Origin of the sequence: Streptomyces sp. NPDC012794, from assembly GCF_042901085.1 — a bacterium.
In the GTDB taxonomy this organism is placed as follows: Bacteria; Actinomycetota; Actinomycetes; order Streptomycetales; family Streptomycetaceae; genus Streptomyces.
Map to the genome: position 1 here is coordinate 167515 of NZ_JBIBCI010000007.1, position 25924 is coordinate 193438.

General features: G+C 73.3%; 17 protein-coding genes and 1 pseudogene. 8 read left to right on the forward strand and 10 right to left on the reverse strand.

What is annotated here, in order from left to right; all coding sequences use genetic code 11:
* Positions 1 to 206: 206 nt before the first annotated feature.
* Positions 207 to 581, reverse strand: a complete 375-nt coding sequence (locus ACFY7H_RS15915) for a VOC family protein (protein ID WP_366868050.1) — start codon at positions 579 to 581, stop codon at positions 207 to 209.
* A gap of 143 nt (positions 582 to 724) precedes the next feature.
* On the opposite strand from ACFY7H_RS15915, the gene mscL reads away from it, so the two are divergent.
* Positions 725 to 1201, forward strand: coding sequence for a large conductance mechanosensitive channel protein MscL (mscL, locus tag ACFY7H_RS15920; RefSeq protein WP_388938383.1), 477 nt, complete (start codon positions 725 to 727; stop codon positions 1199 to 1201).
* A gap of 645 nt (positions 1202 to 1846) precedes the next feature.
* Complete coding sequence (locus ACFY7H_RS15925) at positions 1847 to 2893, forward strand: hypothetical protein (protein WP_388938384.1); 1047 nt, start codon at positions 1847 to 1849, stop codon at positions 2891 to 2893.
* Positions 2894 to 2927: 34 nt separating this feature from the next.
* On the opposite strand, the gene ACFY7H_RS15930 is transcribed toward ACFY7H_RS15925, so the two are convergent.
* Together ACFY7H_RS15930 and ACFY7H_RS15935 are read right to left on the reverse strand one after the other, a co-directional pair.
* On the reverse strand, positions 2928 to 6821 hold the full coding sequence (locus ACFY7H_RS15930) for an AAA domain-containing protein (protein ID WP_388938385.1): 3894 nt from the start codon (positions 6819 to 6821) through the stop codon (positions 2928 to 2930).
* Complete coding sequence (locus ACFY7H_RS15935) at positions 6818 to 7243, reverse strand: hypothetical protein (protein WP_388938387.1); 426 nt, start codon at positions 7241 to 7243, stop codon at positions 6818 to 6820. The genes ACFY7H_RS15930 and ACFY7H_RS15935 overlap by 4 nt, the downstream gene beginning before the upstream one ends.
* A gap of 512 nt (positions 7244 to 7755) precedes the next feature.
* On the opposite strand from ACFY7H_RS15935, the gene ACFY7H_RS15940 reads away from it, so the two are divergent.
* From ACFY7H_RS15940 to ACFY7H_RS15955, 4 genes are read left to right on the forward strand one after another with little or no spacing between them, the layout of a single operon-like run.
* Positions 7756 to 9318 (forward strand): TIGR02677 family protein, encoded by a 1563-nt coding sequence (locus tag ACFY7H_RS15940; RefSeq protein WP_388938389.1) that lies wholly within the window; start codon positions 7756 to 7758, stop codon positions 9316 to 9318.
* The gene (locus ACFY7H_RS15945) at positions 9315 to 10550 is read left to right on the forward strand and encodes a TIGR02678 family protein (protein ID WP_388938390.1); all 1236 of its coding nucleotides are present in this window, start codon (positions 9315 to 9317) and stop codon (positions 10548 to 10550) included. Before ACFY7H_RS15940 ends, ACFY7H_RS15945 begins: the two co-directional genes overlap by 4 nt.
* Complete coding sequence (locus ACFY7H_RS15950) at positions 10547 to 14668, forward strand: TIGR02680 family protein (protein ID WP_388938392.1); 4122 nt, start codon at positions 10547 to 10549, stop codon at positions 14666 to 14668. Before ACFY7H_RS15945 ends, ACFY7H_RS15950 begins: the two co-directional genes overlap by 4 nt.
* Positions 14659 to 15903, forward strand: a complete 1245-nt coding sequence (locus tag ACFY7H_RS15955; protein ID WP_388938394.1) for a TIGR02679 family protein — start codon at positions 14659 to 14661, stop codon at positions 15901 to 15903. The genes ACFY7H_RS15950 and ACFY7H_RS15955 overlap by 10 nt, the downstream gene beginning before the upstream one ends.
* Positions 15904 to 15987: 84 nt before the next feature.
* On the opposite strand, the gene ACFY7H_RS15960 is transcribed toward ACFY7H_RS15955, so the two are convergent.
* The 7 genes and pseudogenes from ACFY7H_RS15960 to ACFY7H_RS15990 form a co-directional block, all read right to left on the reverse strand.
* Positions 15988 to 16779: an ABC transporter permease gene (locus tag ACFY7H_RS15960; protein ID WP_388938396.1), complete on the reverse strand. Its 792-nt coding sequence runs from the start codon at positions 16777 to 16779 to the stop codon at positions 15988 to 15990.
* Positions 16776 to 17783 carry an ATP-binding cassette domain-containing protein gene (locus tag ACFY7H_RS15965; RefSeq protein ID WP_388938397.1) on the reverse strand — a complete coding sequence of 336 codons (1008 nt, stop codon included), beginning with the start codon at positions 17781 to 17783 and terminating at the stop codon, positions 16776 to 16778. The genes ACFY7H_RS15960 and ACFY7H_RS15965 overlap by 4 nt, the downstream gene beginning before the upstream one ends.
* Before the next feature lie 47 nt (positions 17784 to 17830).
* A complete protein-coding gene (locus ACFY7H_RS15970) occupies positions 17831 to 18676 on the reverse strand; it encodes a DUF4097 domain-containing protein (protein ID WP_388938399.1) in 846 nt (281 codons plus the stop codon).
* A gap of 87 nt (positions 18677 to 18763) precedes the next feature.
* The gene (locus tag ACFY7H_RS15975; RefSeq protein ID WP_388938401.1) at positions 18764 to 19288 is read right to left on the reverse strand and encodes a toxin-antitoxin system HicB family antitoxin; all 525 of its coding nucleotides are present in this window, start codon (positions 19286 to 19288) and stop codon (positions 18764 to 18766) included.
* A gap of 221 nt (positions 19289 to 19509) precedes the next feature.
* Positions 19510 to 20200 (reverse strand): annotated as a pseudogene (locus ACFY7H_RS15980) (amino acid permease); the annotation flags it as partial.
* Positions 20201 to 20232: 32 nt separating this feature from the next.
* Positions 20233 to 20853, reverse strand: a complete 621-nt coding sequence (locus tag ACFY7H_RS15985) for an NB-ARC domain-containing protein (RefSeq protein ID WP_388938403.1) — start codon at positions 20851 to 20853, stop codon at positions 20233 to 20235.
* 70 nt (positions 20854 to 20923) lie between these two features.
* Positions 20924 to 21373 carry an Lrp/AsnC family transcriptional regulator gene (locus ACFY7H_RS15990; protein ID WP_388938405.1) on the reverse strand — a complete coding sequence of 150 codons (450 nt, stop codon included), beginning with the start codon at positions 21371 to 21373 and terminating at the stop codon, positions 20924 to 20926.
* Positions 21374 to 21516: 143 nt separating this feature from the next.
* Here ACFY7H_RS15990 and ACFY7H_RS15995 point away from each other — a divergent pair, with 143 nt between their 5' ends.
* Together ACFY7H_RS15995 and ACFY7H_RS16000 are read left to right on the forward strand one after the other, a co-directional pair.
* Positions 21517 to 22518 (forward strand): asparaginase, encoded by a 1002-nt coding sequence (locus ACFY7H_RS15995; protein ID WP_388938407.1) that lies wholly within the window; start codon positions 21517 to 21519, stop codon positions 22516 to 22518.
* Between the two features lie 74 nt (positions 22519 to 22592).
* Positions 22593 to 25898, forward strand: a complete 3306-nt coding sequence (locus ACFY7H_RS16000; protein WP_388938409.1) for an NACHT domain-containing protein — start codon at positions 22593 to 22595, stop codon at positions 25896 to 25898.
* The last annotated feature ends 26 nt before the right edge of the window (positions 25899 to 25924 follow it).

The following is a 25924-nucleotide window of genomic DNA, read 5'->3' on the forward strand; positions in this document are numbered from 1 at the left end:
GCCTGGCAGGCTGTCGAGTACGCGGTGATCCCGAGGCAGCGGTTCGGCGTGGACCGCCTGTCCGCGCTGTACCTCGCCATCGACCTCTGCGTACGCGGTACGGCATCACCCCGCGGGCGGCACTGCTCCGCTGAGCCGTCGCGCCACCGCGCACGGGACGGGCGGGCAGTCCGTCGCGGGCGGGGCAGTCCCCCTCGGGCCGGCGGTCAGGCGCCCGGGAGGAAGAGGCAGAACAGGTGGCCGTGGGGGTCGCGCAGGACCCTTACCCTTTCCTGCGGTTGGTGTTCCTCCACGGTCGCGCCCAGCGCGCGGGCCCGCTCGATCTCCGCCTCCAGGTCGTCGACCTCGAGGTCCAGGTGCGCCTGCATCTGCTGGGTGCCGGAGCGCTGTGGCCACACGGGGGGCGTGTGGTCGGTCTCCAGCTGGAAGCTGAGGCCGGGGCGTTCCTTCTCCGGGGCGCGCAGGCGTACCCACTGCGGCTCCCGCTCGACCTCTTCCCAGCCGAGGAGGGCCCGGTAGAAGTCGGCCAGGGCGGGCGGATCGGGAGTGCCGAGAACGAAGGCACCGAGCGTCGTCGTCATGCTCCTCCCCCTGCCCAGGAAGCGGCCTCTAATCCGGGCGCCGGTTCAGGTCGCACGAAAGGGCAGGGGTGCGGGGTCCCTCGGCGGGAAGACGGTCACGTGTGGCTTTGTGCCCGAACGCCGGCTGAAGAGGAGGAGCAGGGATGTTGGTGAAGGGCTTGAAGGGTTTCCGTGGATTCATACTCCGCGGGAACGTGGTCGATCTGGCGGTCGGCATCGTGATCGGAGCCGCTTTCACTGCCGTGGTCAACGGCTTCGTGAAGGCGTTCCTCACCCCGCTGGTCGGTCTGGCAGCCGGGGTACGGGGCAACTTCACATCCCGGACCTTCAAGGTGGCGGGCACGGACTTCCCGTACGGCGGCTTCATCGACGCGGCCATCAGTTTCGCCCTGGTCGCCGCCGCCCTCTACTTCCTCGTCGTCCTTCCGGTGAACAGGCTCCACGAGCGGTTCGCACCGCACCAGGACATCCAGGCCGACAAAAGGGACTGCCCCGCCTGCCTGAGCCCGGTCCCCGTCCGCGCACGGCGCTGCGCGCACTGCACAGAGGAGCTCACTCCCGGCCCGGAGGCACCGCAGTACCCGCATGAAGCGGCCGCGCATCCGCGCGAGCGGGCGTAGGGCACGTGCCGATCCGAGGGAGGGCCTCCCGCAGTCGCCCCTTCCTGCTCCTGGCCGCGGCCTTCACCCTCTCCGGCTTCGCCACGTACTGTCGTCATGAGCCTCATCCCGCTCCTCCCATAGCGAGGCGCGAACGCGGCAACCGCCGCCTGGGCCCTCGGACTCGGCGGCGCCGGCCAGACCCTCGGCCGCACCCTCCACACAGGCCTGTCGACCCGGACGTCCGTCACGACCCGTACGGTCGCCCTCGTTACCCTCGGCGGCGTGACCACGGCAGCGCTGGCCCTCATCCCGGGCCGCATGCCCCTCTTGGTCTTCCTCGCGGTCATCACCGGAGTCGTCCGAGGCAACCTCACCCCTCCTCCAGGCCACTGCCGTCACCGGCCGCTGGGCACCACCCACTACGGCCGCCTTTCCGGACTCCTCGGCGCACCCGCCCACATCGCGGCAGCCCTGGCCCCCTGGGCAAGCGCAGCCCTCGCGGCCCCATTCGGCGGCTACCCCCGCCTTGGACTGTCCGAGTGGCCAGCAGTCCGACAATTTTCGGTCAATTGGGCTGGAAACGCATTGTTTCCGGGGTTTCCCGAAACAGGAGAACCTGGGGGCGAGGGAAGAGGGCACGGGCAGAGCCGAGGGGGAGCCGCCATGTCCGGACCGCTGTACGTTCCCGTCCTGCCGGCCAAACCGCACGCTCTGGCCGCCTACCAGCACTTGGACCCGGCTGTGCAGTCGGCCGTCACACCACTCTGGAACCTGCCTCCGCGGCCGGGCCTTCCGCCGGACGCCCTCCGCGTGCAGATCCGGCGTGACGCGCACGCCGTGAGCAGGAGGCAGCGCCACCATCCTGCCTGGCTCGACGCCCCGTTCGCCGACGCCGGACAACTCACCGCACTGTCCTCCGTGTTGGCGGAACTGGGCGGACTGGGCCCGTTGCGGCCGGTCACCGGCCCCGACCGCCCCGCTTCACACCAGGCGGCTTCCCTGGCACAGGCCCGGACAAGCGGGAACGGCCTCGGCATACGGGTTGCCGTGCCCAGGGAGTGGGACGGCGCCGCCGCCTTCGCCGTACGCGGTCTCCTGGCACAGGCGGATCCGGCCGTCGAGACGGACCTCCTGCTCGACCTGGGCGCCGTCCTGGCCGACCGGGCTGAGGCCGCGAAGGAGGCCCTGCGCGCCCTCGACGCCCTGATGCCGCTGACCGCGTGGCGCACCGCCGCCGTCCTCAGCGGAGCGTTCCCCGAGGTGACCGCCGACAAGCTGGAGCACGGCCTGCGCGCCGAACCCCGGAGGGACTGGCACACCTGGCGCGAGCTGTCGGACAGCGACCGCGGGTACGTGTCCTGGTTGAGCTACGGCGACTACGGCATCCAGCCCGTCCGGGCCCTCGCACGCGAGGCGTCCGCCGGTCGTGGCGGCCCGCCCTGGGGAACGCTCCGCTACACCACCGAGGAGTCGTTCGTCCTCGCCAAGGTCCTCGCCCGCGGCGAGGATCGCACCACGGTCAACCGGGCGGCAGCCCGGCAGCTCACCGAGCTGCCGGGCTTCCGGGGCGCGGGGGCCGGGGCGGGGGAGAGCTGGCTGCGGGACTGCCGGGACGGGCGGGGTGCCTCCGGGACGGGCAACGCGACGGTCTGGCTCCGTGTGGGAAACGTCCAGCACATGTCGTACGTCGTCCGTTGCCTGTGCGCATGACCCGGGCTCACCGCCCCCTTCCGTGCGGGAGCGGTCAGGTGAAGAGCGGATCCAGCATCGCCTCCCCGGCCGGCACCCGCCAGGCCGGCAGCCGCACCGTCCGGGCCACTGGCGCGGGTTTCGCCCCCCGCCCCCCGGACGGCAGCCCGATCAGCAGGTCACCGCGTGCGTGGACGAGCCGCAGATGGCGGGCGGGATCCTGCTCGGGCAGGGGGCCCGTGTCGATGAGCACCGCCGTGTTCTCCCCGTCCACCGTGAACAGCAGGTCCACCGTGTGCCCGCCGACCACCGCCGCGCGTTCCAGGTCGGTGATGCCACGGGTACCGAGATACTCCTGGAGCCGGTCGGCGAGCTCCTCGCGGAATCCGGGCGCCGCCGGGGGACCGGCGACCGTGTCCCGGTCTGCGGAGGCCCCCGCGCGCAGCACGGTCGAGCGTTCCGCGAGCAGGGAGGGCAGCCCCGCCTGCCCCTGCCAGAAGCGATGGCTCCCCACCGTGATCAGCTGCGACTTGGCCCGGGTGACCGCGACGTTCCAGAGGTTGACCTGGCTCGCCACCCAGTGCGTCGTCTTCGGCGGGGTGTTGTCCGTGGCCACCGGGCTCAGGACCATGACGTCGCGCTGACCGCCCTGGAAGGCGTGCACCGTACCGACCCGGACCCGGTCGTCACCGGCCCACACCGGGGCCAGCGCCTCCTTCTGCGCGCGGAAGGGCGTCACCACCCCGACCGTGGCGTCCTCGGGCAGCCGTGCCAGCAGCTCGTCCACCGTCCGCCGCACCTGGTCCGCCTCGGCCCGGTTGCGCCAGGACCGGCCGCCGCTGCCGGCCGCGGACTCGCCGTACGGCACGTCCACCCAGCCGAGCACCGGAGGCGGATCGGCCGTCCCCGCCGGATCGACCGGCGGGACCTGCCTGCGGACATCGGTGAGGACCTGCAACTGGCCGGCGTAGCAGTAGCCGTTGACCACGTCCGCGATCTGCGGATGGCACCGGTAGTGCTCGTCGAGCAGCAGCGCCGCCTCACCGTGCTGCGCCGCCGCGTGGTACGAGGCGTACACGTGGTAGGCCAGCCGGTGGTCCTCCAACTGTGCGGCGGTCAGGCCGGCCCGCACTCGGGCCTGCCGTTCCTGCTCCGGGCTGATCCCGGGAATGTGGCCGAGCTGCATGGGGTCGCCGATGATCAGCGCCCGCTTCGCCCGGAACAGCAGTGGCAGCACCGATGGGATCGAGCACTGGCTCGCCTCGTCGATCACCACGAGGTCGAAGAGCTTCGGGGCGAGTTCGAGCTGGCGCACCGAGTGCGTACTGATGGCCCACGCCTTCAGGTGCGCCATCAGGTTGCGCTGGCTCTTCTGGAATCCCGAGCGCCGACGCAGCGCCTGGAGCCGCTGGTTCATCAGCGACCGGCCCCGCACGATGCCCTCGGCCGCCACGGCCTGCGCCAGCTCCCCGGACACCGCGGAGGACGCCGCGGCGCTGTCCAGCCGGGCCTGCTTCAGCGCCTCTTCGTCCCAGGCCAGATGCGCCGGTACGAGCTCCCGCAGGGCCCGCTCCACCGCCACGGCCTCCGCGAGGCCGAGCAGCAGCTCGGGCGGGGCAGGGCGCTCCGCGGCCCAGGACGGCCACGAAGCCTCGGATCCGCCGCCGGACGAACCCGCGAGGGCTGTGAGGGCCCGCCCCCGGCGCCACCTGCCGAAGGTCAGCCATCCGGCTCCGGCGGCCCTCCGGGCGCGCTCCTCCCAGCGGGCGAGCGCAGCCGGCTCCTCCGCCGACCAGGCGCCCTCCAGCAGCCGGACGGGCAGCGCGAGCCCGTCCGCCCGCCGGGCCCGCTCGCGGACCAGCTCCAGCAGGCGCGCCTCCTCGCCGATCCGCCCTGCCGCCTCCGCCCGGAGCGCAGCCGTACGCGCGTGACGGTTGCGCAGCTCACCGGCCACGGTCGCGGCACCACGGGCCGGGGCCGCTGCGGGCCGGGCCAGCAGTCCGGCCAGCTTCTCGGCCTCCCGTTCCCGGGCTTCCACGTTCCCGGTCCGCATGAGCAGGCCGGGCGAGATCTCGTCGCAGCGCTCGGCCACCACGTTGACGGCCTCGTTGTTCGTGGACGCGACCAGTACGGACTGCCCGGCGGCGACGGCGGTCGCGACCACTGCCGTGACCACCTCGCTCTTGCCGGTACCGGGCGGGCCGGTCGCGACGGTGAGCCGGCGGGTCATCGCCGAGGAGATCACCTGCTCCTGGCTCTCGTTGCACGGGCCGGGGGAAACCACCCTCACGGCCGCCCCATCACGATCCGTCCCGTCACCGCGGTCGCCGCCACCGGTCAGGAGGGCTTCCAGCGCGGTACCCGCCATCTGTCCGGAACGCGTGGACATCTGGAGCAGGTTGTCGACCAGGCCCTCGGTCGCGACCCGCTCCATGCCGGAAGGCGCGAGCAGCACGGCGGCGTTGTGGGCGCCGGGCCGCAGCGAGTCCATCACGGACCGCTCGCTGAGCGAGGACAGGTCGAGGGGCTCCAGCTCCGGAACGCCCAGCTCGGTCAGGAGCTCCCGTACCGCCTTGACCATCTGGCTGCCGTTGCCCTCCTGCCAGCTCGGCTGCCAGCGGGCCAGCAGCTCGCCGGCCTCGTCGTCGGACAGCAGCTCGGTGATCACGCCGGTGTGCAGGGACGGGACCCCGCTCGGACGCAGCAGGTCGCGGCCGTTCTCGTCCGGGGTCAGCTCCATCGGCTGGACCAGCAGCGGCGCGATCCGCACCGCCGCCCGCCGGCGGCCGTCCCCGCCGCGTTCGGGAAGGGTGATCGCGGGATACCCGTACCAGAACTCCTGGAGCCCGGCCCCGTCGGCTTGCGCACCCGTGTTCTTCGGCTCGGGCAGCTGCCCGGGGGCGGGGAAGGAGTGCCCGAGCCCGGACTGGATCGACTCCGGGCCCTGGCCCAGCAGGAAGTACGCCCGGCCCCGGCCGCCGTCGCGGTCGGGCAGCATGCCGGACGCCGCCTGGGCGCCGAGGCAGTGCGCGTAGTACCGCAGGAGCCGCTGCGGGTCGACGCCCTCTCCGGCGTCCTGGGCGACCAGCTGCCGCGCCTTCAGCAGGGCGGGGGAGACCCCGGACCGGGCGGCGGCACGGTCCGCGTCGCGCGGCGCGTCGGGAAGACGGACCGGACGGGCGACCGAGCGGGCGAAGGGCAGTGAACGGGTGGCCCGGATCGTGGACTTGGTCGGACGCTGCTCTTCGGGGACGCCCTTGATCACCATTTGCGCGGTCAGGTACTCGAAGAGGTCGTCCGGGGTGATCCAGCCGCCCTCCTTGATCCGCCCGCTCCGCAGGCCTTCCACGATCTCCCCGGTGAACCGGGAGGTACCGAGGGAGGACCCCTTCGGCGCCATGGCGGACGCAGCCTGGAGAGCGTCGGAGGCGGTGATGAAGTACACGCCGGTCGGGCGCAGCAGCGTACTGGGCGCGGGCCGGTCACCGGTGTCCGCGTCCCTGCCGCCCTTGGCCGTCCACCCCTGCACGACGGACCCGCTGGAACAGCAGTCCAGCAGCACCAGCTTGGACGCGGCCCGGCATGACGTGAGCATCCGTTCCAGGAACTCGGCCGGGACGGCCGTGCCCGGCAGGTCGTCCGGGTCGGCGTCCCGGGTCAGGAAGTACAGCTGCCCGTCGGCCTCGCAGAACTGGCCGTGCCCGCTGAAGTAGAGCAGCGCCGTCTCGCTGGACTGCCGGTCCTCCAGGAACTGCTCGACGGCGTACAGCATTTCGGCGCGGGTCGGCTCGGCGACCATCGCGCAGTCGTTGTACATGCCGATCTCGGTGCTTTCCAGCACCGCCCGCATGTAGTGCAGGTCGGCCCGGACGGGCGGCAGGTCGTGGTAGTGCTCGCTGTCGTACGTGGATACGCCGATGAGCATGGCGTACCGGTCGTTGCCGCTCACTGCGCGCCCGGCCCCGCCTCGCCGCCGTCCGCGTCCTCGTCACGGGTGTCGGACGCACCGTCGGCGAGGAACCTGTCGATCAGCTCGCTGTCGGCCCGGGCCTCCTTGCCGGACACGCTCAGCGTCGTCCCGTCCGCCCGGGTGATGACGATGGTCCGCTGGGGTACGCGGGCCAGCCAGACCTGGATGCTCGCCGCGACGAGGGAGCCCCCGCTGAAGATCAGCCCGACCAGGTCCGTGACCGGGCCACCCTTGTCGGACTCGTCCTCGGGCCGAGGGCGCGGGATATCGAGCGCGGCCCGCGGATCGGCCTCGGCGAGGGCGGCGAGCAGCTCGCGCGCTTCGCGCCGGGCGCGCAGCGGGTCCTCGTCGACGATGGCGATGCGGTGGCCGGCGCCGGCCGGGTCAGTGGTGGTGCTCACGTTCTTCGTCCCCCTGCGTCTTCCCCGTGCGGCTGACACACGGACGGGCGAGCGTACCGAAAACCCCTGGCAGCGAACTCGCCAGTTTCCGGAAAATGCCTGGTCATTGGCCTGAAACCGCCAGCTCGGCCCATCTGGTGCCATCGGGGTACCCCGACGTGCGGTGTCGCCGCCCGGCCGGATTCCGTGTCAGGCCGCGAGGAACCGACTCGGTGGCCCGTGCCAGGAGACACGCGGTTCTTCGCGGGCTCGGGTTTCCTGTTCCGCCTGCTCCAGGCGGTAGACCACGTCGAGCGGGGAGCCGACCGCAGGCACAGGGGGAGGCATGTCGTCATGCGACCGGGGGCAACGATGGGAGACGGAGGACCAGCCGCTTCCCGCGCCCTCTCGGAGTCCGGCAGAGGTGTTCAGGGGCCGTGGCGGTGATCGCTCCGAGCCGTCCGGCGGCCGTTTTCAGCCGAGTGCCTTCGTCACTGTCTGCGATCACGGCTGATGCGCGAGAATGGCCGGCGATGACCGCCACCACCAGCACCCCGCAGCCTCGACCGGACGGGTACGGGCCCTTCGCCCATCTCACCGTCCAGAACACGGCTCTCTACCGTCATGTGATGCGGGTGTTCGTCACGGCCAAGGAGCGGTTCGCGGTGCACCTGCGGCCCGAGGACGTGCACGCCGCCCTGCCGGGCGAGGTGCGGACCGCCGACCTGGATGCCGTGGTGAAGGCGCTGGACAGTCTCGTCGGCTGGGGGAATCTGCGCGCCGATCCCGATACCGCGCGGGTCACCGCCGTCGAGGACTTCTACCGGAAGCGCTTCATCTACCAGCTCACCCGCGCCGGAGAGGCCGCCGAGGAAGCCCTCGGCGTCTACGACGAAGCGCTCGGGCGGCGTGGCGCCCTGCAGGCCGTCGCCCTGCACGACATCGTCACCCAGCTGCGGGCCCTGCTCGTGCTGGCAGCCGAGGAACAGCCGGATCAGGCCAAAACCCACCTGGCGCTTGACACGCTGGCGAGCCGGTTCACCGCACTTGCCGACAACGCCCGCGCCTTCATGGGGTCCCTGCAACGGACCATCGACCTCCACGACGTCGAGGAGGAAGTCTTCCTCGCCTACAAGGACCGGCTCATCCAGTACCTGGAGAGGTTCATCCAGGACCTGATCACCCTCGGCGGGCGCATCGCCCGGCTCATCCTGGAACTGGAAGAGGGCGGCGGCATCGGGCCGCTGCTGCGGGCTGCCGCACGGCGTGAGGCCGCCGACGCGTCGCCGGAGGAGGCGGGGCAGGCGGAGCGGGAGGCGTACGAGCGGTGGGCGGGGCGCTGGTCCGGGCTCGCCGCGTGGTTCATCAGCCGGGAAGGGCGGGAATCGCAGGCCCGGCTGCTGCGCGGGCGGGCCCTCGGCGCGATTCCGCAGCTCCTGGCCGTCGTACGGTCGCTGAACGAGCGCAGGGCCGGCCGCTCCGACCGGTCCGCCGACTTCCGTACCCTTGCCCGGTGGTTCGCCGAGGCCCCCGACGACGACTCCCGGCACCGGCTGTGGCGCACCGCCTTCGGGCTCTACCCCGCGCGGCACCTCACCGTCGACGCCGAGACCCTGGCCGCCCGTGCGGCCCGTCCGGTTCCCGCCGCGACGCCGTGGTCGGAGGCCGAGCCGCTGCGGATCAGCCCCCAGCTGCGCCGTACGGGCAGCTACGAGCGGCGTGGCAAGCCCCGCAAGGTCGAGGACCGGGGGGAGCCGCGTCGCAGGCTCGCCGAGGTGGCCGCCAAGCAGGCCGCCGAGACCGCGGCGGCCCGCTCCCGGCTCGTCACCGGCGGGATCACCCGGCTGTCGGGGCTCGGTGAACTCGATCCCGTGTCCTTCGGGCTCTTCCTCCAGCTGCTGGGCGACGCGCTGGCCACCTGGCGGCCGGGCATGCGGCACACCGTGGCGACCAGCAACGACGGCTCCATGGAGATCCGGCTCAGCGCGCTCGCCGACGGCGGAACCGCGGAGATACGGACCCCTGAGGGTGTCTTCCGCGGTCCCGACCACCTCATCGAGATCCTCGACCTGACGGACGGCGGCGGCGCCCGATGAGCACTCCGCTCGCAGAGGTGCTCGACGGACAGCACGCCGCAGATCTCCGCAAGGCGGCCCGCGCCCTGCTCAAGCAGCCCCTCCTGCTCGCCCGCGGCCGGTACGCCGACGAGTTCCGCCTCGTCCGCCGGCACGCCTCCGAGCTCCGCGAATGGTTCGACCGCAACACCGGTTGGGCCCTCCAGACGGATGCCGAGGCCGCCCGCCTGCGCAAGATCCCCGGCGTCCTCACCGACCCCACCCACCCCGCGCGCGAGGCCACCCGCGCCGCCGCCCCCTTCACCCGCCGACGCTACGTGCTGCTGTGCCTGGCGCTGGCCGCCCTCGAACGCGGCGAGGGGCAGATCGCCCTCGGCCGCCTCGCCGACCAGGTCGTCCTCGACGCCGCCGACCCCCACCTCTCCCGGGCGGGCATCCAGTTCACCCTGGACCGCCGCGACGAGCGCCTCGACCTCGCCGCCGTCGTACGGCTCCTGCTCAGCCTCGGAGTGCTGCGACGCGTCGCCGGTGACGAGGAGGCGTACGTCAGCGGAGCCGGCGATGTTCTCTACGACGTGGAACGCAGGGTGCTGGCGGGCCTGCTCGCGGCCCGCCGCGGCCCCTCCACCGTGCACGCCGAGACCCTCGGGGACCGGCTGGCCGAACTCGTCGCCGAAACCGCCCTGGACAGCGACGAACTGCGCTTCCGAGCGATGCGGCGCTCGCTGACGCGCAGACTGCTGGACGATCCGGTGCTCTACTACGACGAGCTGAGCGACGCCGAACTCGGTTACCTCACCCGGCAGCGAGGCTTTCTCACCTCCCGCATCACCGAGCTGACCGGACTCGTTCCCGAGGTGCGGGCCGAGGGCATCGCCATGGTGGACCCGGACGACGATCTCACCGACGTCCGGATGCCCGAGCAGGGAACCCACGGCCATGTCACGCTGCTGCTCGCCGAGCACCTGGCCGGGGCGGGCGGCCCGGTCACCGCCGATCAGCTGGCGCTCCGGGTCCGGGAACTCGCCGCCGAGCACGGCGGGTTCTGGGCCAAGTCCGCGCGGGAGCCGGGCATGGAGGCCGAACTCGTCGCGCAGGCCGTCGCCCGGCTCGCCGCCCTCGGCCTGGTCTCCCGCACCGCCTACGGCGTGGCGCCGCGTCCCGCCCTCGCCCGGTACGCGGTCGGCGCGACCGTACTCCTTGAACCAGGCACCGCACGTATGCCCGCGCAGCGAAAGGCCCGCACGCCGTGACCCGCCTCCCCGACCCGCTGCGCTCCCGCTGGCAGCCCCTGCGCATCGGACTCGTCGATCTCTTCCACTACGACGTGGAGGAATTCCACTTCCGGGACGGGCGCCTGCTCCTGCGCGGGAACAACGGCACCGGCAAGTCCAAGGTGCTCGCCCTGACCCTGCCGTTCCTCCTCGACGGCGACCTCGGCTCCCGCCGCGTAGAACCCGACGGCGACCCGGGCAAGAGGATGGAGTGGAACCTCCTCCTCGGCGGCGAGCACCCGCACTCCGAGCGGCTCGGCTACACCTGGATCGAGTTCGGCAGGCTCGACGAGGCCAGCGGCGAGCGGCACTTCCGTACGCTGCTCTGCGGGCTCAAGGCCGTCAGCGGGCGGGGCATCGCCCGGCACTGGTACGCGCTCACCCGCCAGCGTGTCGACCACGGCCCGGAGGCATCCGCCGAGGGGTCCCTCAGCCTGCTCGACGCCACGGGCACCGCGCTGTCCCGGGACCGGCTCGCGGAGGCCGTCGCCGGGCACGGCATGGTGTACGACCAGGCCAAGACCTACCGCAGGGCCGTCGACGAGGCCCTCTTCGCACTGGGCGAGCAGCGTTACGGCGCCCTGGTCGACCTGCTCATCCAGCTCCGCCAGCCCCAGCTGTCCAAGCGCCCCAACGAGGCCGCGCTCTCCCGCGCCCTCACCGAGGCCCTGCCGCCGATGGATCAGGCGGTCATCGCCGATGTGGCCGAGGCCTTCCGGTCCCTGGACGAGGAGAAGGAGGAACTGGCCGCCGCGTCCGCCGCCGAACGGGCCGCCTCCGCCTTCCTGGAGCACTACCGGCGCTACGCCCGTATCGCCACCCGCAGGCGCGCCCGCCTCCCGCGCGGTGAACACTCCCGCTACGAACACCTCCAGCGGGACCTCGCCGAAGCGCAGGCCCAGCAGACCCGGGCCGAGGAGGAGCGGGCGGAGGCCGAGCAGCGGATCGCCGCTCTGGAAGAGACCCAAGCACGTCTGCGGGCCCAGGACAGCGCCCTGCGCGAGGGCCCCGAGATGCGCAACGCCCGGGAGCTGGAACAGGCGGCGACAGCGGTCGAGCGGACCGCCCACGCCCTGGTCCGGGCCCGCGACGACCGGGATCAGGCCGCAGGTCTGCACACCCGGGCGCTCGGGCGGCTCGGAGCCGCCGAGAACCGGCTGGACGCTGCCGGCCGGCGGGCCGAGGAGACCCTGCGCCAGGCGCAGGAGGCGGCCGACGCCGCGCGGATCGAGCTGCCCGCGGACGACCGGCTGCCCGAGCCCGAACTGCGGCGCGCGGCCCAAGAGTCGACGGACCGCGGCCAGCGCGTGCTCGCCCACGCGGAGGGCCTCTTGGCGGAGGCCGAGCACGCGGTCGAGGGGCGGCGCCGGGCTGCCGTCCGGCTCGACGAGGCGGACACCGACCTGGACCAGACGACGGCGGCACTCGGCCGGGCGGAGGAGGCCGCGGCCCGCGCCGGGCAGGCCCTGCTGGACGACGTACGGGAACACGCGCGCACCTGGACCGAGCTGGCCTGTCCCGACCCGGCCGGCCTGCTCGACGAGCTCCAGGAGTGGACGCGGCACCTCGACGGGCCCTACCCGGCCCGCGTACACGCGGCGCGCGCCCACAGCGCAGCCTCGGTGCGGCTGGCCGACCGGGCGGCCGGAGCCGCACGCCGGACATCGGAGCTGACGGAGCGCACCGGCCGGGTCCGCGCGGAGCTGACCGCGCTGGAGGCAGGCGGCCGCCGCACCCCCCAGCCCCCGCCCACCCGCACGCCGGGCCTGCGCGAGCGGCTTCCGGGCGCCCCGCTGTGGCGGCTGGTGGACTTCGACGGCGGCCTCCCGGACCGGGAGCGCGCCGGGCTGGAGGCGGCACTGGAAGCGTCCGGGCTGCTCGACGCCTGGATCCTGCCCGACGGCTCGGCGCTGACCGCGGACGGGCACGACGTACTCCTCTCCCCGGCGGCCGGCCCGGTGGCGGGGCCCTCGCTCGGGGGGCTGCTGCGCCCGGCCGTGGACGGCGGCGACGTGCGGGCCTCGGCGGTGGGCGAGGACACGGTGGTGCGGCTGCTCGCCGCCATCGGTGCGGGAGGGGACAGCGGGGCCGCCACCTGGGCGGCGACCGACGGGCGGTTCCGGGTCGGTGCGCTCACCGGCCGCTGGGCCAAGCCCGCCGCCGAATACGTCGGCGAGGGCGCCCGGGAGGCGGCCCGGCGGGCCCGTATCGCGGACCTGAGCGCGGAACTCGACTGCCTTCAGGAGGAGTTGGACGTCACCCTGGCGGAGGTGGAGGAGGTGGCCGCGCGTCGCCGTACCCTCGACGGTGAGCTGGCCGCGGTACCCGACGAGAGCACCCTCACCCGCGCGCATGCCCAGGTGACGGCCGCCGCCGAGGCGGTACGCAGGACCCGGCTGCGACGCGAGGAACGCGCCGTCGACCTCACCGAGGCGGCCGGGCGGGCAGAGCGGGCCGTCACCGACCTCGCCGGGACGACGGCCGAACTGGGCCTGCCCGCCGACCGGGAAGGCCTGGCCGCCGTACGCCGGGCGCACGGCTCCCTCGCCGTGGCCCTGGCCGCCCTCTGGCCGGCGCTGCGTGAACGCGCAGAGGCGGCCCGCCAGGCCGAGGAGGAACGCGCCGAGGCCGTACGGGCGGGCGAGCGGACCGCCGAACTCGCCCTGAGGGCCGAGGAAGCCGGACGGGAGGCGGCGGCGGCGGACGAGCGGCACACCACACTGCGGTCCACGGTCGGCGCGGCCGTAGCCGAACTTCAGCGACGGCTCACCGAAACGGCCGAAGCCCTGCGCGCCTGCGAGGCCGACCAGAAGGCCACCCGGCAGCGCCATGCCGAGGCCGGACGGGAGGCGAGCAAGGCCGAAGGCCACATCGAGCGGCTCGGGAAGAACCTCGCGGAAGCGGCGCGGACGCGCGCCGAAGCCATCGCGGGGCTGCAACGGTTCACCACCACCGGACTGATCGCGGTCGCCCTGCCCGGCCTCCAGGTGCCCGGCGCCGGCGACGGCCCCTGGGCGGCAACGCCCGCCATCGCGCTCGCCCGTGCCATCGAGGCGGGTCTGTCGTCGGCCGATGACTCGGACGGTGCGTGGGAGCGCGTACAGCGCCGTCTGAGCGAGGAACTCAAGACCCTCCAGGACACACTGTCCCGGCACGGCCACACCGCCTCCGCCCGCATGGTGGAGGACGGCATGGTCGTCGACATCGTCTACCAGGGCCGCGAGCGGGCCGTCCCCGAACTCGCCGAGGCGCTCGCCGCCGAAGTCGGTGAGCTGACCCGCATCCTGTCCGCCCACGAACGGGAGATCCTCGAAACCCACCTGATCACCGAGGTCGCGGGCACCCTCCAGGAGCTCATCGGGGCCGCCGAGCGTCAGGTGCGTGACATGAACGCCGAGCTGGAGGACCGCCCCACCTCCACGGGCATGAAACTGCGGCTCGTCTGGCGGGCGTCCCGCAAGGCCCCCTCCGGACTCGCCCAGGCCCGAGAGCGCCTGCGCCAGTCCGCCGACGCCTGGACGGCGGAGGACCGTGCCGCCGTCGGCGAGTTCCTCCAGGCCCAGATCGCCCGGCAGCAGACCGACGACACCTCCGGCAGCTGGCTCGAATACCTCACAGCCGCGCTCGACTACCGGTCCTGGCACGAATTCGGGGTCGAGCGGCACCAGCACGGCCGCTGGGTCCCGGCCACCGGCCCGGCCTCGGGCGGCGAGCGAGTCCTCGCCGTGTCCGTGCCGCTGTTCGCCGCGGCCTCCTCGCACTACGCGAGCGCCGGCAGTCCGTACGCGCCCCGCCTGGTCACCCTGGACGAGGCGTTCGCGGGCGTCGACGACGACTCGCGGGCCAAGTGCCTGGGTCTCCTCCAGGCCTTCGACCTGGACGTCGTCATGACCAGCGAGCGCGAATGGGCCTGCTATCCCCAAGTCCCCGGCATCGCCATCGCCCAGCTGTCACGGATCGACGAGGTGGCGGCGGTACTCGTCACCCGCTGGGAATGGGACGGCACACGGCGATTCCGCCGCGAGGACCCGGTGCGGCCGCCGGATCTCGTGGACGCGGCGGCGGAAGCGGCCGGACCGGAGCCGCTGTGGAACTGACGCCCGCCGCCGCGCCCGTCGACCACGCCAGGCTGCGCCGCCTGCTGGGAGACCCCGGCCTGTCATGGTTGGTCGACCGTGCGCGCCGGCGCCTGGAGCGTGAACAGCCTCTCACCGGTCCGGTTTCACTCAGCGCGCCCACCGCGTCCCAGAGGGCGTCGGCCGAGCGGCTCCTTGGCCGCTCTCCCGGCAGCGGCCGCTCCCTGAGCGTCCGGCTCGACGAGGTGGACGCCGTCCTGCGCCGCAGCGGTATCAGCCCCGGCGGCCTGGCCCCGGCGGTGGTGGCCCTCACCGGGCCGATCGTCCTCCTCGGCCCGGCCCGTGAGGCGCAGGAGCGGGCCTGGCAGGAGGCGTACGCCCCGATCGACGCGCTCGCGGACCAGGTTCCGGCGCTCGCCGCCTGGGCGGCCCGGCTCCGGGGTGACGGTCTCGTACGGCGCCTCGCCGGCGGTCCCGCCGCAGCGCGTGCCCTCCTCGGCCAGGCCGCCGTCGCCCTCGGCTCCCTTCCCGTGGACCCGCCCTCGTCGCTCCCCGCCTTCGCGGCCCGGCGGCTCGGCAGTGCCCACGCCCTGGACGACGGCGCACCGTTGGCGACGATCACCCTGTCGGGCATCCGGGCGCTGACGGGATTCCCCGACGGGACGGGTGCCGCATGGCGTCGGGAGGCGTGGGCGTCGGCGGGTCTCCTGCGCGACGAGTTGTCCTCGACGGTCCTCACCCTGAACCTGAGGGGCACGCCCGCGCTGGACTGGATGGCCGACGCCGGCGAGCCGTCCGTGCTGACCCTCCGTCAGCTGATCCGCAGGCCACCCGCCCCGGCGGCCCCGGCCGTTCGGATCTGTGAGAACCCGGCGGTACTCGCTGCGGCCGCTGAAGCGTACGGCCCGCGCTCCGCGCCACTGGTGTGTCTCCAGGGGCAGCCGTCCGCTGCCGCTCTCGTCCTCCTCCGCCACCTGCACGAAGGCGGGGCGGCGCTCCACTACCACGGAGACTTCGACTGGGGCGGCCTGCGCATCGCCTCGGCCCTGCTGCGCCGCGTTCCCTGGCGGCCGTGGCGTTACACGGCAGCCGACTACCGCGCCGCAGCGATGGCGGATGCTGACGGCCTGCCGCCACTCGCCGGACAGCCGGCCGAGGCTCCCTGGGAACCGGCCCTGCGGGAGGCCCTCTTGGAGCTGGGAGTCCGCGTGGAGGAGGAGACGGTACTCGACGTGCTGCTCTCCGACCTCGCGTGAGGGCAGTGGGGCCGAGAACGCCCGCGGGCGGCGGACGCCGGCCTGGGGTCGGGGTACGCCGCCTCGGGGTGGACCTGGTCGGGGTTACCTCGGGTCGCGGTTGAACTTAGACGTGGACCAGCGGTAGCCGAGCACCGTGAGGGCCAGGCACCAGGCGAGGGCGAGCCAGCCGTTGTTGCCGATCTCGCTGCCGAGCAGCAGTCCGCGCAGGGTTTCGATGGCCGGGGTGAACGGCTGGTACTCGGCGACCGGCTGGAACCAGCCCGGCATGGCGCCGACCGGGACGAAGGCGCTGGACAGGAGGGGCAGGAGGATCATCGGCAGGGCGTTGTTGCTGGCGGCCTCGACGTTCGGGCTGATCAGGCCCATGCCGACCGCGATCCAGGTGAGTGCCAGGGCGAAGGCGGCGAGCAGTCCGAACGCCGCGAGCCACTCCAGGGCGGTGGCGCCGGTGGACCGGAAGCCGATGGCCGCGGCGACGGCGCCGACGAGGACCACGCTGGCGATCGCTTGCAGCACGCTGCCGACGACGTGTCCGACGAGCACCGAGCCGCGGTGGATCGCCATGGTGCGGAAGCGGGCGATGATGCCCTCGGTCATGTCGTTGGAGACGGACACCGCGGTCCCCACCACGGTGCCCCCGATGGTCATCAGCAGGATGCCGGGGACGAGGTACGCGATGTACTCGGAGCGGTCCGCGCCGCCGCCGCCGATGCCCGCGCTCATGACGTCGCCGAAGACGTAGACGAAGAGCAGCAGCAGCATGACCGGTGTGAGCAGCAGGTTCAGCGTCAGGGACGGGTAGCGCCGGGCGTGCAGGAGGTTGCGGCGCAGCATGGTGGACGAGTCGCGCACGGCGAGGGAGAGGGAGCTCATCGGCCGGATTCCTTCGGCTGGTCGGGAACGCGGGTGCCGCCGGTCAGGGCGAAGAACACGTCGTCGAGGTCGGGGGTGTGGACGGTCAGTTCGTCGGCTTCGACGCCGGCCGCGTCGAGCCAGTCGAGGATGGAGCGCAGCTCGCGCTGGCTGCCGCCGCTGGGGATCTGCAGGGCGAGGGATTCGTCGTCCGGGGTGGCTCCCCGCAGGGCGAGGGCGGCGGACCGGTACGCGGCCGGGTCGGTGAAGCGCAGGCGGACGTGCCCGCCGGGGATGAGCCGCTTGAGCTCCTCGGCGGTGCCCTCGGCGGCGATCTTCCCGTCGTTGAGGACCGCGATGCGGTCGGCGAGTTCGTCCGCCTCCTCCAGGTACTGCGTGGTGAGGAAGACGGTGACGCCGCCGTTGACGAGTTCGCGGATGATGCCCCACATGTTGTGGCGGGAGCGCGGGTCGAGGCCGGTGGTCGGCTCGTCGAGGAAGATGATCCTGGGCCCGCCGACCAGCGTCATGGCGATGTCCAGGCGGCGCTTCATGCCGCCGGAGTAGGTGGAGGCGGGCTTCTTGGCGGCGTCGGTGAGGTCGAAGCGCTCCAGCAGCTCGGCGGCGAGGCGCTTGCCCTGGCCGCGGGAGAGGTGGTGCAGGTCCGCCATGAGGAGCATGTTCTCCTCGCCGGTGATCAGCCCGTCGACGGCGGAGAACTGCCCGGTGACGCCGATCGCCGCGCGTACCGCCTGCGGGTCGGTGGCCGGGTCGTGGCCGGCGATGCGGATGTCGCCGGAGCCGGCGCCGGGGGAGACGAGGGTGGAGAGGATCTTGACGGCCGTGGTCTTGCCGGCGCCGTTCGGGCCGAGCAGGGCGAAGACGGTGCCTGCCGGGATGTGGAGGTCGATCCCGTCGAGGACGAGCTTGTCACCGTAGGACTTTCGCAGGTTCGAGGCCCAGACGGCGGCGGGCGGCTCCTGGGCATGGTGTCCATTAGTCGTGGACATGACAGAAGTCGGCATGTGGTCCTCCCTTTCGGAGGCTGGAGTGACGGGGGACGGGCCGGTGTTCAGCCCCGGGCGCGCACGATGTCGACGTTGCCGTGCCGGGTGCGGACGAGGACCCTGACGGTGTCCTCGGCCTCTCCCGGGGCCTGGGACGCGGTGAGCGTGTTGCGCACCTGGCCGACGCCCGCGTTGATGTCGAGCCAGGCTGCCGTACCCTCGCGGATGCCGACCTCGACGGCCCCGTACGAGGTCTCCAGCTGGACGGTGCCACGGGCCACGTCCCCCACGCGCAGGGTGCCGTGGGCGGTGGTCGCGGTGACCGAGTCCTCGGCGCGCTGGATGGCGATGTCGCCGTTCGCGCCGCTCACCCGCAGCTCCCCGGTCGCGGCGCCCACGGTCGTGGTGCCGTGCGAGTTCTTCAGGACCGCGGGGCCGTCGAGCAGGCCGATGCGCAGACTGCCGGAGCTGGTGGTGATCTCGGCCGCACCCTCGACCCGGTCCACGGTAATCGAGCCGTGCGACGCGGTCAGGTGGAGCGGGCCGGTCGCGTCGAGGCGGACGTCGCCGGACGAGGTCTTCACGCGGACCTCGCCGAGCCGGCCCTCGCCGAGCACCTGGGTCCAGGCGCCGGTCATGTCGATGTCCGAGCCCGTGGGCAGTGCGACCGTCACGTCGACGATGCCGGTGCGGCCGAACATGTTCGACTTGGGCGTCCTGACGGTCAGTGCGCCGCCGGCGTACGTGACCTCCGTCTGGGCGGCCGTCCGTACGTCCAGGTCCTTCTTCGGGTCGCGGGGCCGTACGTCGACGACGGTGTCGGGGCGGTCGTCGCCGGCCGTGAACTGGATGGAACCGGCCTCCACGCGTGCGGTGACCGAGATCGGTTCGGGAGTGTCGAAAGAAGGCATGGCTGTCCCGTCCTCTTGGGTCTTCGGGTCGTCCCCGCTGGTGGGACGTGGTGTGGGTGAAGTCGTGCGGGTGGGAGGGGCGCGGAGTCAGCGCACCCAGCCCGTGAAGTTCTGCCCGATGGTCCGGGCCTTCTCCGTCGGCCTGGGCTGGGCGCCGCCACCTCCGCCGACCGCGGCCGACACGGCCCGGACCAGCCACGCGTTGACCGACAGGCCCTCGCGGCTCGCGGCCTCCTCGGCACGCGCCTTGAGGTGGGCCGGCAGGCGCAGGTTGACGCGGGCGGTGCCGCCCTCGTCGCCGTCGGCCGGGGCCTCGGCCCTGAACGCTTCGACGGGCGCGGCCGGTTCTGCGGGGGCGCCGCGGTCGGCGGGCGGCAGCGACACCACGAAGTCGGGGTTCAGCCCGCGCAGCCGTACGTCGACCGATCCGGGGGCGATGTCACGGGTGATCTCGTCCATCGCGGCGGAGAGCACGTGGAGCATGGTGAGCCGGGTCGCCGACTCCAGGGGAGCGGTGAGCCGCTCGGCCAGCTCGCGGGCGTCTTCGCCGCCGGCTTCGGCGGCCACCGCGAGCTCGCGGCGAAGGGTGTCGACATACGGCGTGAGGTCCATGACGTCATCATGGCATCACTTTGGCACCATACGCAAGCCCTGGTGGCGTCATGGGGCATGGTGGGGGCGACGGGACCCCTCTGACCTGCGGAAATGTGTGTCTGATGCGCTGAGCGGTGGTGGTGTCACGCGGGTTGAGGGCTCGGGGATGGCGCTATGTGGCACCGGGTGGCGTCAGATGGTGCCACCCGGCGCCATCGGTTGGCGCAACCAGAACGCCGTCAGCGCCGCTGCCCCGGGACCCGGAACCGGAGCCGGCAGATCACCGCATCGGTGTCCCGGCGTACGGCGTGGGCGAGGACCGCGCCCCGCTGGTTCTGCAGGAGCCGCTGCCACAGACGGGCGGGTTCGGTCTCCGGGATGAGGACGGTGACCTGCGTGCCGGGCCGGGACCGGGAAAGGGCGTTGACGTATGCGGACACCGGCCTGCCCAGCGAGCGGGTCGGGGAGGCGATGCCGATGAGCGCGACGCCGGGGTTCCACAGCTCCCAGTCACGCCGCAGCGCTTCGGCCGCAGCCCGGTCCTCGGACGCCGGGTGCGTGACCGTGACGGCGTACCTCGTCGCCGAGGGAGCGGGCGGCGGTGAGCGCCTGACAGGTCAGTCGGGACAGGCCCGAGACCGGAACGACGACCAGCGAGCGCGTGCGGCGCGGCGGCTGCGGGATGCGGCCGAGCTCCCGGCGGGCGCCGATGCCGTCGTAGGCGCGGCGGACCCGCCCCATGGCCCAAACCAGCAACGGCAGCGCGAGGACGATCAGCCAGGCGCCCTCGGTGAATTTGGTGGCGGTCACCACGACCGCGGAAGCGCCGGTCAGCAGCGCGCCAGAGCCGTTGAGCGCGGCCTTCGCCCCCCACCCCAGCGGCTGCTCCGCGTACCAGTGCCGCACCATGCCCACCTGGCAGATGGTGAAGTGAGCGCCCGGCCGGTGCCCGGCCCGCACGCTCACCGCACCGCGGAGGGGAAGGCGTCCCGCGTGGTCAGCGAGGCCGCCAGCAGCCGCACCAGGTCGTTGCACCGGTACAGCGGCCTGCCCTGGGCGTCCAGCCCGGACAGCTCCAGCAGGGCGCGGTCCACCAGGGCGTCCAGGGCCGACTCCGTCTCCTCCTCCGCCGAGCCCAGCACCAGCGCCGCGTACTGGGCGGAGAAGGGCTCCCCGTCCCAGTCGGCGAGTCCTGTCAGCGCGGCCAGCTCGGCGCCGCCCACCCGGCGCACGCAGTGCACCAGCGCCTCGCGCACGCTCACGTCCCCGTACGCAAGCTCGCCCAGCGGGCCGTCCGGATCGGCGAGCCGGGCCGCCAGCCGGGCCACCGGCCAGTGCGGCCGTGCCGCGAGCCGGGCGCCGGTCACGGAGAGGGCCAGCGGCAGCCCGGCGCAGTACGCCACCAGGTCGTCGGCCGCGTCCGGGTCCGCCTCCAGCCGGTCCCGGCCGACCAGCGAGGCCAGCAGTTCCAGCGCCTCCTCGTCGTCGACCGGGGTCAGCGCGATGGTGTCCGCGCCCGCCACCCGGGCCAGCCGGACCTGACTGGTGATCAGCACCGCCGCCTCGGGACCGCCCGGCCTCATTGGCGGGTTATCGCTCGCCGTGCGCCTCCGGGAGTGCGCCGATATCCGCAGGTCAGGGCGGGCCGTCGGTTCAGACGGGCAGGCCCGTTGGTTCCTTGACGCGCTTCATGATGATCTGGGAGTTGACCTCGGTCACCCCGGACAGCGCCGTCAGCCGCTCGATCCACAGTCGTTCGTATGCGCGCAGGTCCGCGACCGCGATGCGCAGCAGGCAGCCCGGACTGCCGAACAGGCGGTACGCCTCGACGACGTCGGGGATGTCCTGGAGCGCCGCCTCGAAGGCCTCGACGGCGTCCCGGTCCCGGCGGACCTCCACCGACACCAGCACCTCGAACCCGCGGCCCACCGCGTCGGGGTCGATCACCGCGCGGTACCCCTGGATCACCCCGTCCTGCTCCAGCTGCCGCACCCGGCGCATACAGGGGGAGGGGGTCAGGCCCACGCGCTGGGCCAGCTCCTGGTTGCTGAGCCGGCCATCGCGCTGGAGCTCGCGCAAGATTTCACGATCAATCGCGTCCATGGCGCAATTATCGCTCGCCCTTCGCCGCAGGTGAGCTGGAACACGCAATCGTATTGCGCGTAGATCTCACTATCATTGCCCTCTCCAGAAAATCTGTACGAACTCCGGCCGGGGGTCGGTCCACACGTGAGGGAAGGGTGGCCATGGGGCGCATCGTCGTCATCAGCACCGGCGGGACGATAGCCAGCCGGTGGAAGGGCTCCGGCTTCGCCGCCGAAGCGGACGGCCGCGAGGTCATGGCCACCGCACCGCTGCCCGAGGGCGTCACCGTCGACGTCGTCGACCTGTTCAGCGTCAACAGCCCCCGCCTCACCACCGCCCACCAGCTCACCCTGCTGCGCACCGTCCACGAGGTCCTCGCCGACCCCGGCGTCGACGGCGTCGTCGTCACCCACGGCACCGACACCCTCGAGGAGTCGGCCTTCCTCGTCGACCTCCACCACCACGACGCGCGCAGCGTCGTCTTCACCGGCTCGCAGCTCCCCATGGGCTCCGCCGACGGCGACGGCCCCGGCAACCTCTACGACGCCCTCCTCACCGCAGCGACCACGCGCGGTCTGGGAGTCCTGATCACCTTCGCCGGCCGGGTGCACGCCGCCCGCGGCACCGTGAAGACCCAGGCCGTGGCCCTGGACGCCTTCGCCGACCCCTCGAAGGAGCTGCTCGGCAAGATCGGCTTCGGCAAGGTCGCCGTGCTGCGCCGGCCCGAGCGCCCGGCCGCCCTCGCCCTGCCCGCCATGCCGGAACTGCCGCCGCGCGTGGACATGGTGATGCACCACGCCGACGCCGACCCGCTGCTGCTGAACGCCGCCGTCGAGGCGGGCGCCCAGGGCATCGTCCTCATCGGCACCGGCGCGGGCAACGCCACCCCCGAGATCGTCGACGCCGTACGGGCCGCCGTGGCCCGGGGCGTCCTCGTCGCCCTGACCACGCGGGTCGCGGCCGGGCCCGTCACCGAGATCTACACGCACGGCGGTGCCGTCGACCTCGTCGCCGCGGGCGCCGTCCCGACCGGCACCCTGCGTGCCGGCCAGGCCCGGATCGCGGTCCTGGCCGCGCTGCTGTCCGCCACCGACCCGGCCGAGCGGACGCGGACCCTGCGCGCCGCCCTCGGCACGCCGGACCCGGTGCTCGTCGACGCGTAGGGTTCCGCCGCCGCACCGCTCCCGGGCCCCATAGGATCCCTGCAACGGACACGACGTCGCGGGGGGACGCGGACATGGAGCCCGGGATCATCGGCATCCGACTGGCCTCGGCGGCCATCGGCCCGCTCGTCAAGAAGCTCTTCGTTGCCGAAGGCCCCGGGGCGGGCCTCGTCGACAAGCCGGTCCGGATCTCCGGATACGTCTCCTTCACCGGCGAGAAGCGCTCCCTGACGGAGTCCGACCTGCGCACGCTGGCCGCCAAGCTGGTCGGCCAGGCCCTGCGCACGGGCGAACGTCCCATCGCCGCCGACGAACAGCACGCGGTGGCCGACGCGCTGGCCGCCACCCTGCACGCCCTCGGCGACCTCACCCTCAGCGACGTGGACGCGGTCCGCCTCGGGGCCGCCGACTTCGCCCGGGAACTGCGCCGCGCCGCCGGCCGCCCCGAACGGGAACTGAGCGCGGACGGCACGTACTTCTACGAACGCCTCCTTGAAGCCGCCTGCCTGCACATCCTGCACTTCTTCACGCAGCGCTCCACCTTCGTCGCCCACGCCCTGGTGGCGCAGACCCGGGGCATCGCGGAACTGACCGCCAAGGTGGACGAACTGATCCGCCGCGACCCGCTGCCCGGGGCTCAGGACGCGGCGTTCGAGGAGGAGTACCTGCCGTACGTGGCGCGCAGGCACGCGAAGCTCACCATCTACGGCATCGACCTGGGCGACTCCCCGAGCCGCTGGCCACTGGACGCGGCGTACCTGAGCCTGGAGGTGACGGCGGTCGGGCGCTCCGCGGGAGCGACGTCGAAGTCCTTCCTGGCCGCCCTGGACGCGCTGGGGACGGACCTGCGAATGCCGGCGTCGGATCAAGACGCCCGCGTCGCCGAAGCCCTGGCCAAGGAGCCCGAACTGACGGCCCACGTGCTGGCTCTCGCCGGTGCCCCCCAGCCCGCCGACCAGGCCCTGGCCGGCAGCCGCCGGGTCCTGCTGCGCGGCGAGGCCGGCTCCGGCAAGACCACCCTCGTCCAGTGGCTGGCCGTGTCCGCCGCCCGCCAGGACCTCCCGCCGCAGATGGCGTACCTGGAGGACCGCATCCCCTTCGTGCTGCCCCTGCGCACGCTGACCCGGCACGGCGAACGGCTGCCGGAGCCGCGGGAGTTCCTCAACGCCGCCGGCTGCCCGCTCGGCGGGAGCCAGCCCGACGGCTGGGCCCACCGCGTCCTGGCCTCCGGTCGCGGCCTGGTCCTGATCGACGGCATCGACGAGGTCCCCGACCGCGAGCGGGAACGCGCGCGCACCTGGCTGCGGGACCTGATGGACCTGTACGACGGCGACAACCGCTGGCTCGTCACCTCCCGCCCCTCGGCCGTCGGCACGGACTGGCTCGCCGAGGACGGCTTCACCGAGCTGACGCTCTCCGCGATGGGCCCCGCCGAGATCGCCACCTTCATCAGGCGCTGGCACGCGGCCGCCCGCCAGGGCACGGACCGGGACGAGGAACTGGAGGCGTACGAGGCCCAGCTCCTCGCAGCCGTCCGCCTCAAGCCCGACCTCGGCCGCCTCGCCACCAACCCCCTGATGTGCGGCCTGATCTGCGCCCTCCACCGCGACCGGCGCGGCTACCTCCCGCACGGCCGCAAGGACCTGTACGAGGCCGCGCTCTCCATGCTGCTGAGCCGTCGCGACCGCGAGCGCGACCTGCGGGTCCCGGACCTCCGTGAGGAGCCGCAGCTCGACCTGCTCCAGCGGCTCGCTTACTGGCTGATCAAGAACGGCCGCACCGAGATGGACCGTTCACGGGCCGAGGACATCATCGCCCGCGCCCTGCCCGCCGTCCCGGAGGCGGCGGCCCTGGGGGAGGCGCCCGCCGTCTTCGAACACTTCCTCCAGCGCAGCGGGCTGCTCCGCGAACCGGCACCCGGCACGGTCGACTTCGTCCACCGCACCTTCCAGGACTTCCTCGGCGCCCGCGCCGCCGTCGAGGACGGCGACTTCGGCCTGCTGACCGCTCGCGCCGCCGACGACCAGTGGGAGGACGTCATCCGGATGGCGGTCGCGCTCGCCCGGCCCGCCGAACGCGTGACGGTCTTCCGCGACCTGCTCGCCCTGGGCGACGGCTCCACCGACCGGCGCGTACAGGCGCGCGTCTACCTGCTCGCCGCCGCCTGCCTCGAACACGCGACCACCCTCGCCCCGGACGTGCGCGCGGAGGTCGAATCGCGTACGGCCACCCTCATCCCGCCACGGAACCAGGAGGAAGCCCGAGCCCTGGCCGAGGTCGGCCCCCTGGTACTGGGCATCCTCCCGGGTCCCTCGGGACTCGCCGGCGGGGACGCCTACCACGTGGTGATCACCGCCTCACACGTCGCGTCGCCGGCCGCGGTTCCCTTCCTCGCCCAGTTCGCCCGGCATCCCTTCACGCCCGTCCGTTCGCAGCTCGTTTGGGCGTGGTCGCGCTTCGACCTCGGCGACTACGCGGACGAGATCATCGCCCGCCTGGAGCCGGCCGGCCTGCTCTACACCGTCCAGTCCGATGAGCAACTGGAGCAGCTGGAGCGCATCGGGCTCCGCCCGGCCGGTCTGGACGTGAGGCACGGTGTGTCCTTGGCGGCCCTGTCGGACTTCCTGGGCAGCTGTCGCCCCTCCCGGCTCGTGCTTCTGGGCTTCCCTGCGGCCGACCTGACCTTCCTCACGGCGCATTCCGCACCGCGCGCCCTCTCCATCATGGACTGCCCGAACCTGGCGGACCTGACCGCGATCGGCGGGCTGCCGCTCGAGCAGTTGGACATCACCACCTCCCGGACGGACTTCGACCTCCGCGCGCTTACAGAGCTCGGGCAGTTGCGGACCCTCACCGTCGACGGTCCTGCCGGGATGGCCTGGACCGTGCGGGACCTGCCCCCGAACGCCCCCTTGAGCGCCCTGTCCGTCTCCGGCGAGACAGCCAGGACACACACGCTCGAGGGGCTCGGGAGCTTCCGCGAACTCCGCCAGCTGGCGCTCAACCCGGCGTCCGGTCCGGTGTCGGTCGCCGACTGGCAGGAGATCCGCGCCTTGCCCCTCGACTTCCTCACGGTGCCCGCCGCGTCGCTCGACATGCTCCCGGCGGACGCGACCCTGCCGAGTGTGGTCAGTCTGCACCTCTCCAGCAGCGGGGACGGCGCCCTCCGGAAGGCCATCCAGCGGCTGCCGGCCCTCTTTCCCCGGCTGACGTTCTGCCAGTTCGTCGGAGACCTCAGCGCGGAGGGGGACATCGACATCGCACCCCTGGCGGCACTGACGGAACTGGAGGAGCTCTTCATCGAAGCGGACAGAGACCGTGTCCGCGGCACCGACCTGCTGCGGAACGTGTCCTTGGGCTGCTTCCCGACCGACGGCTGACCGCCCTGTAGGCCTGGTGCTCCGGA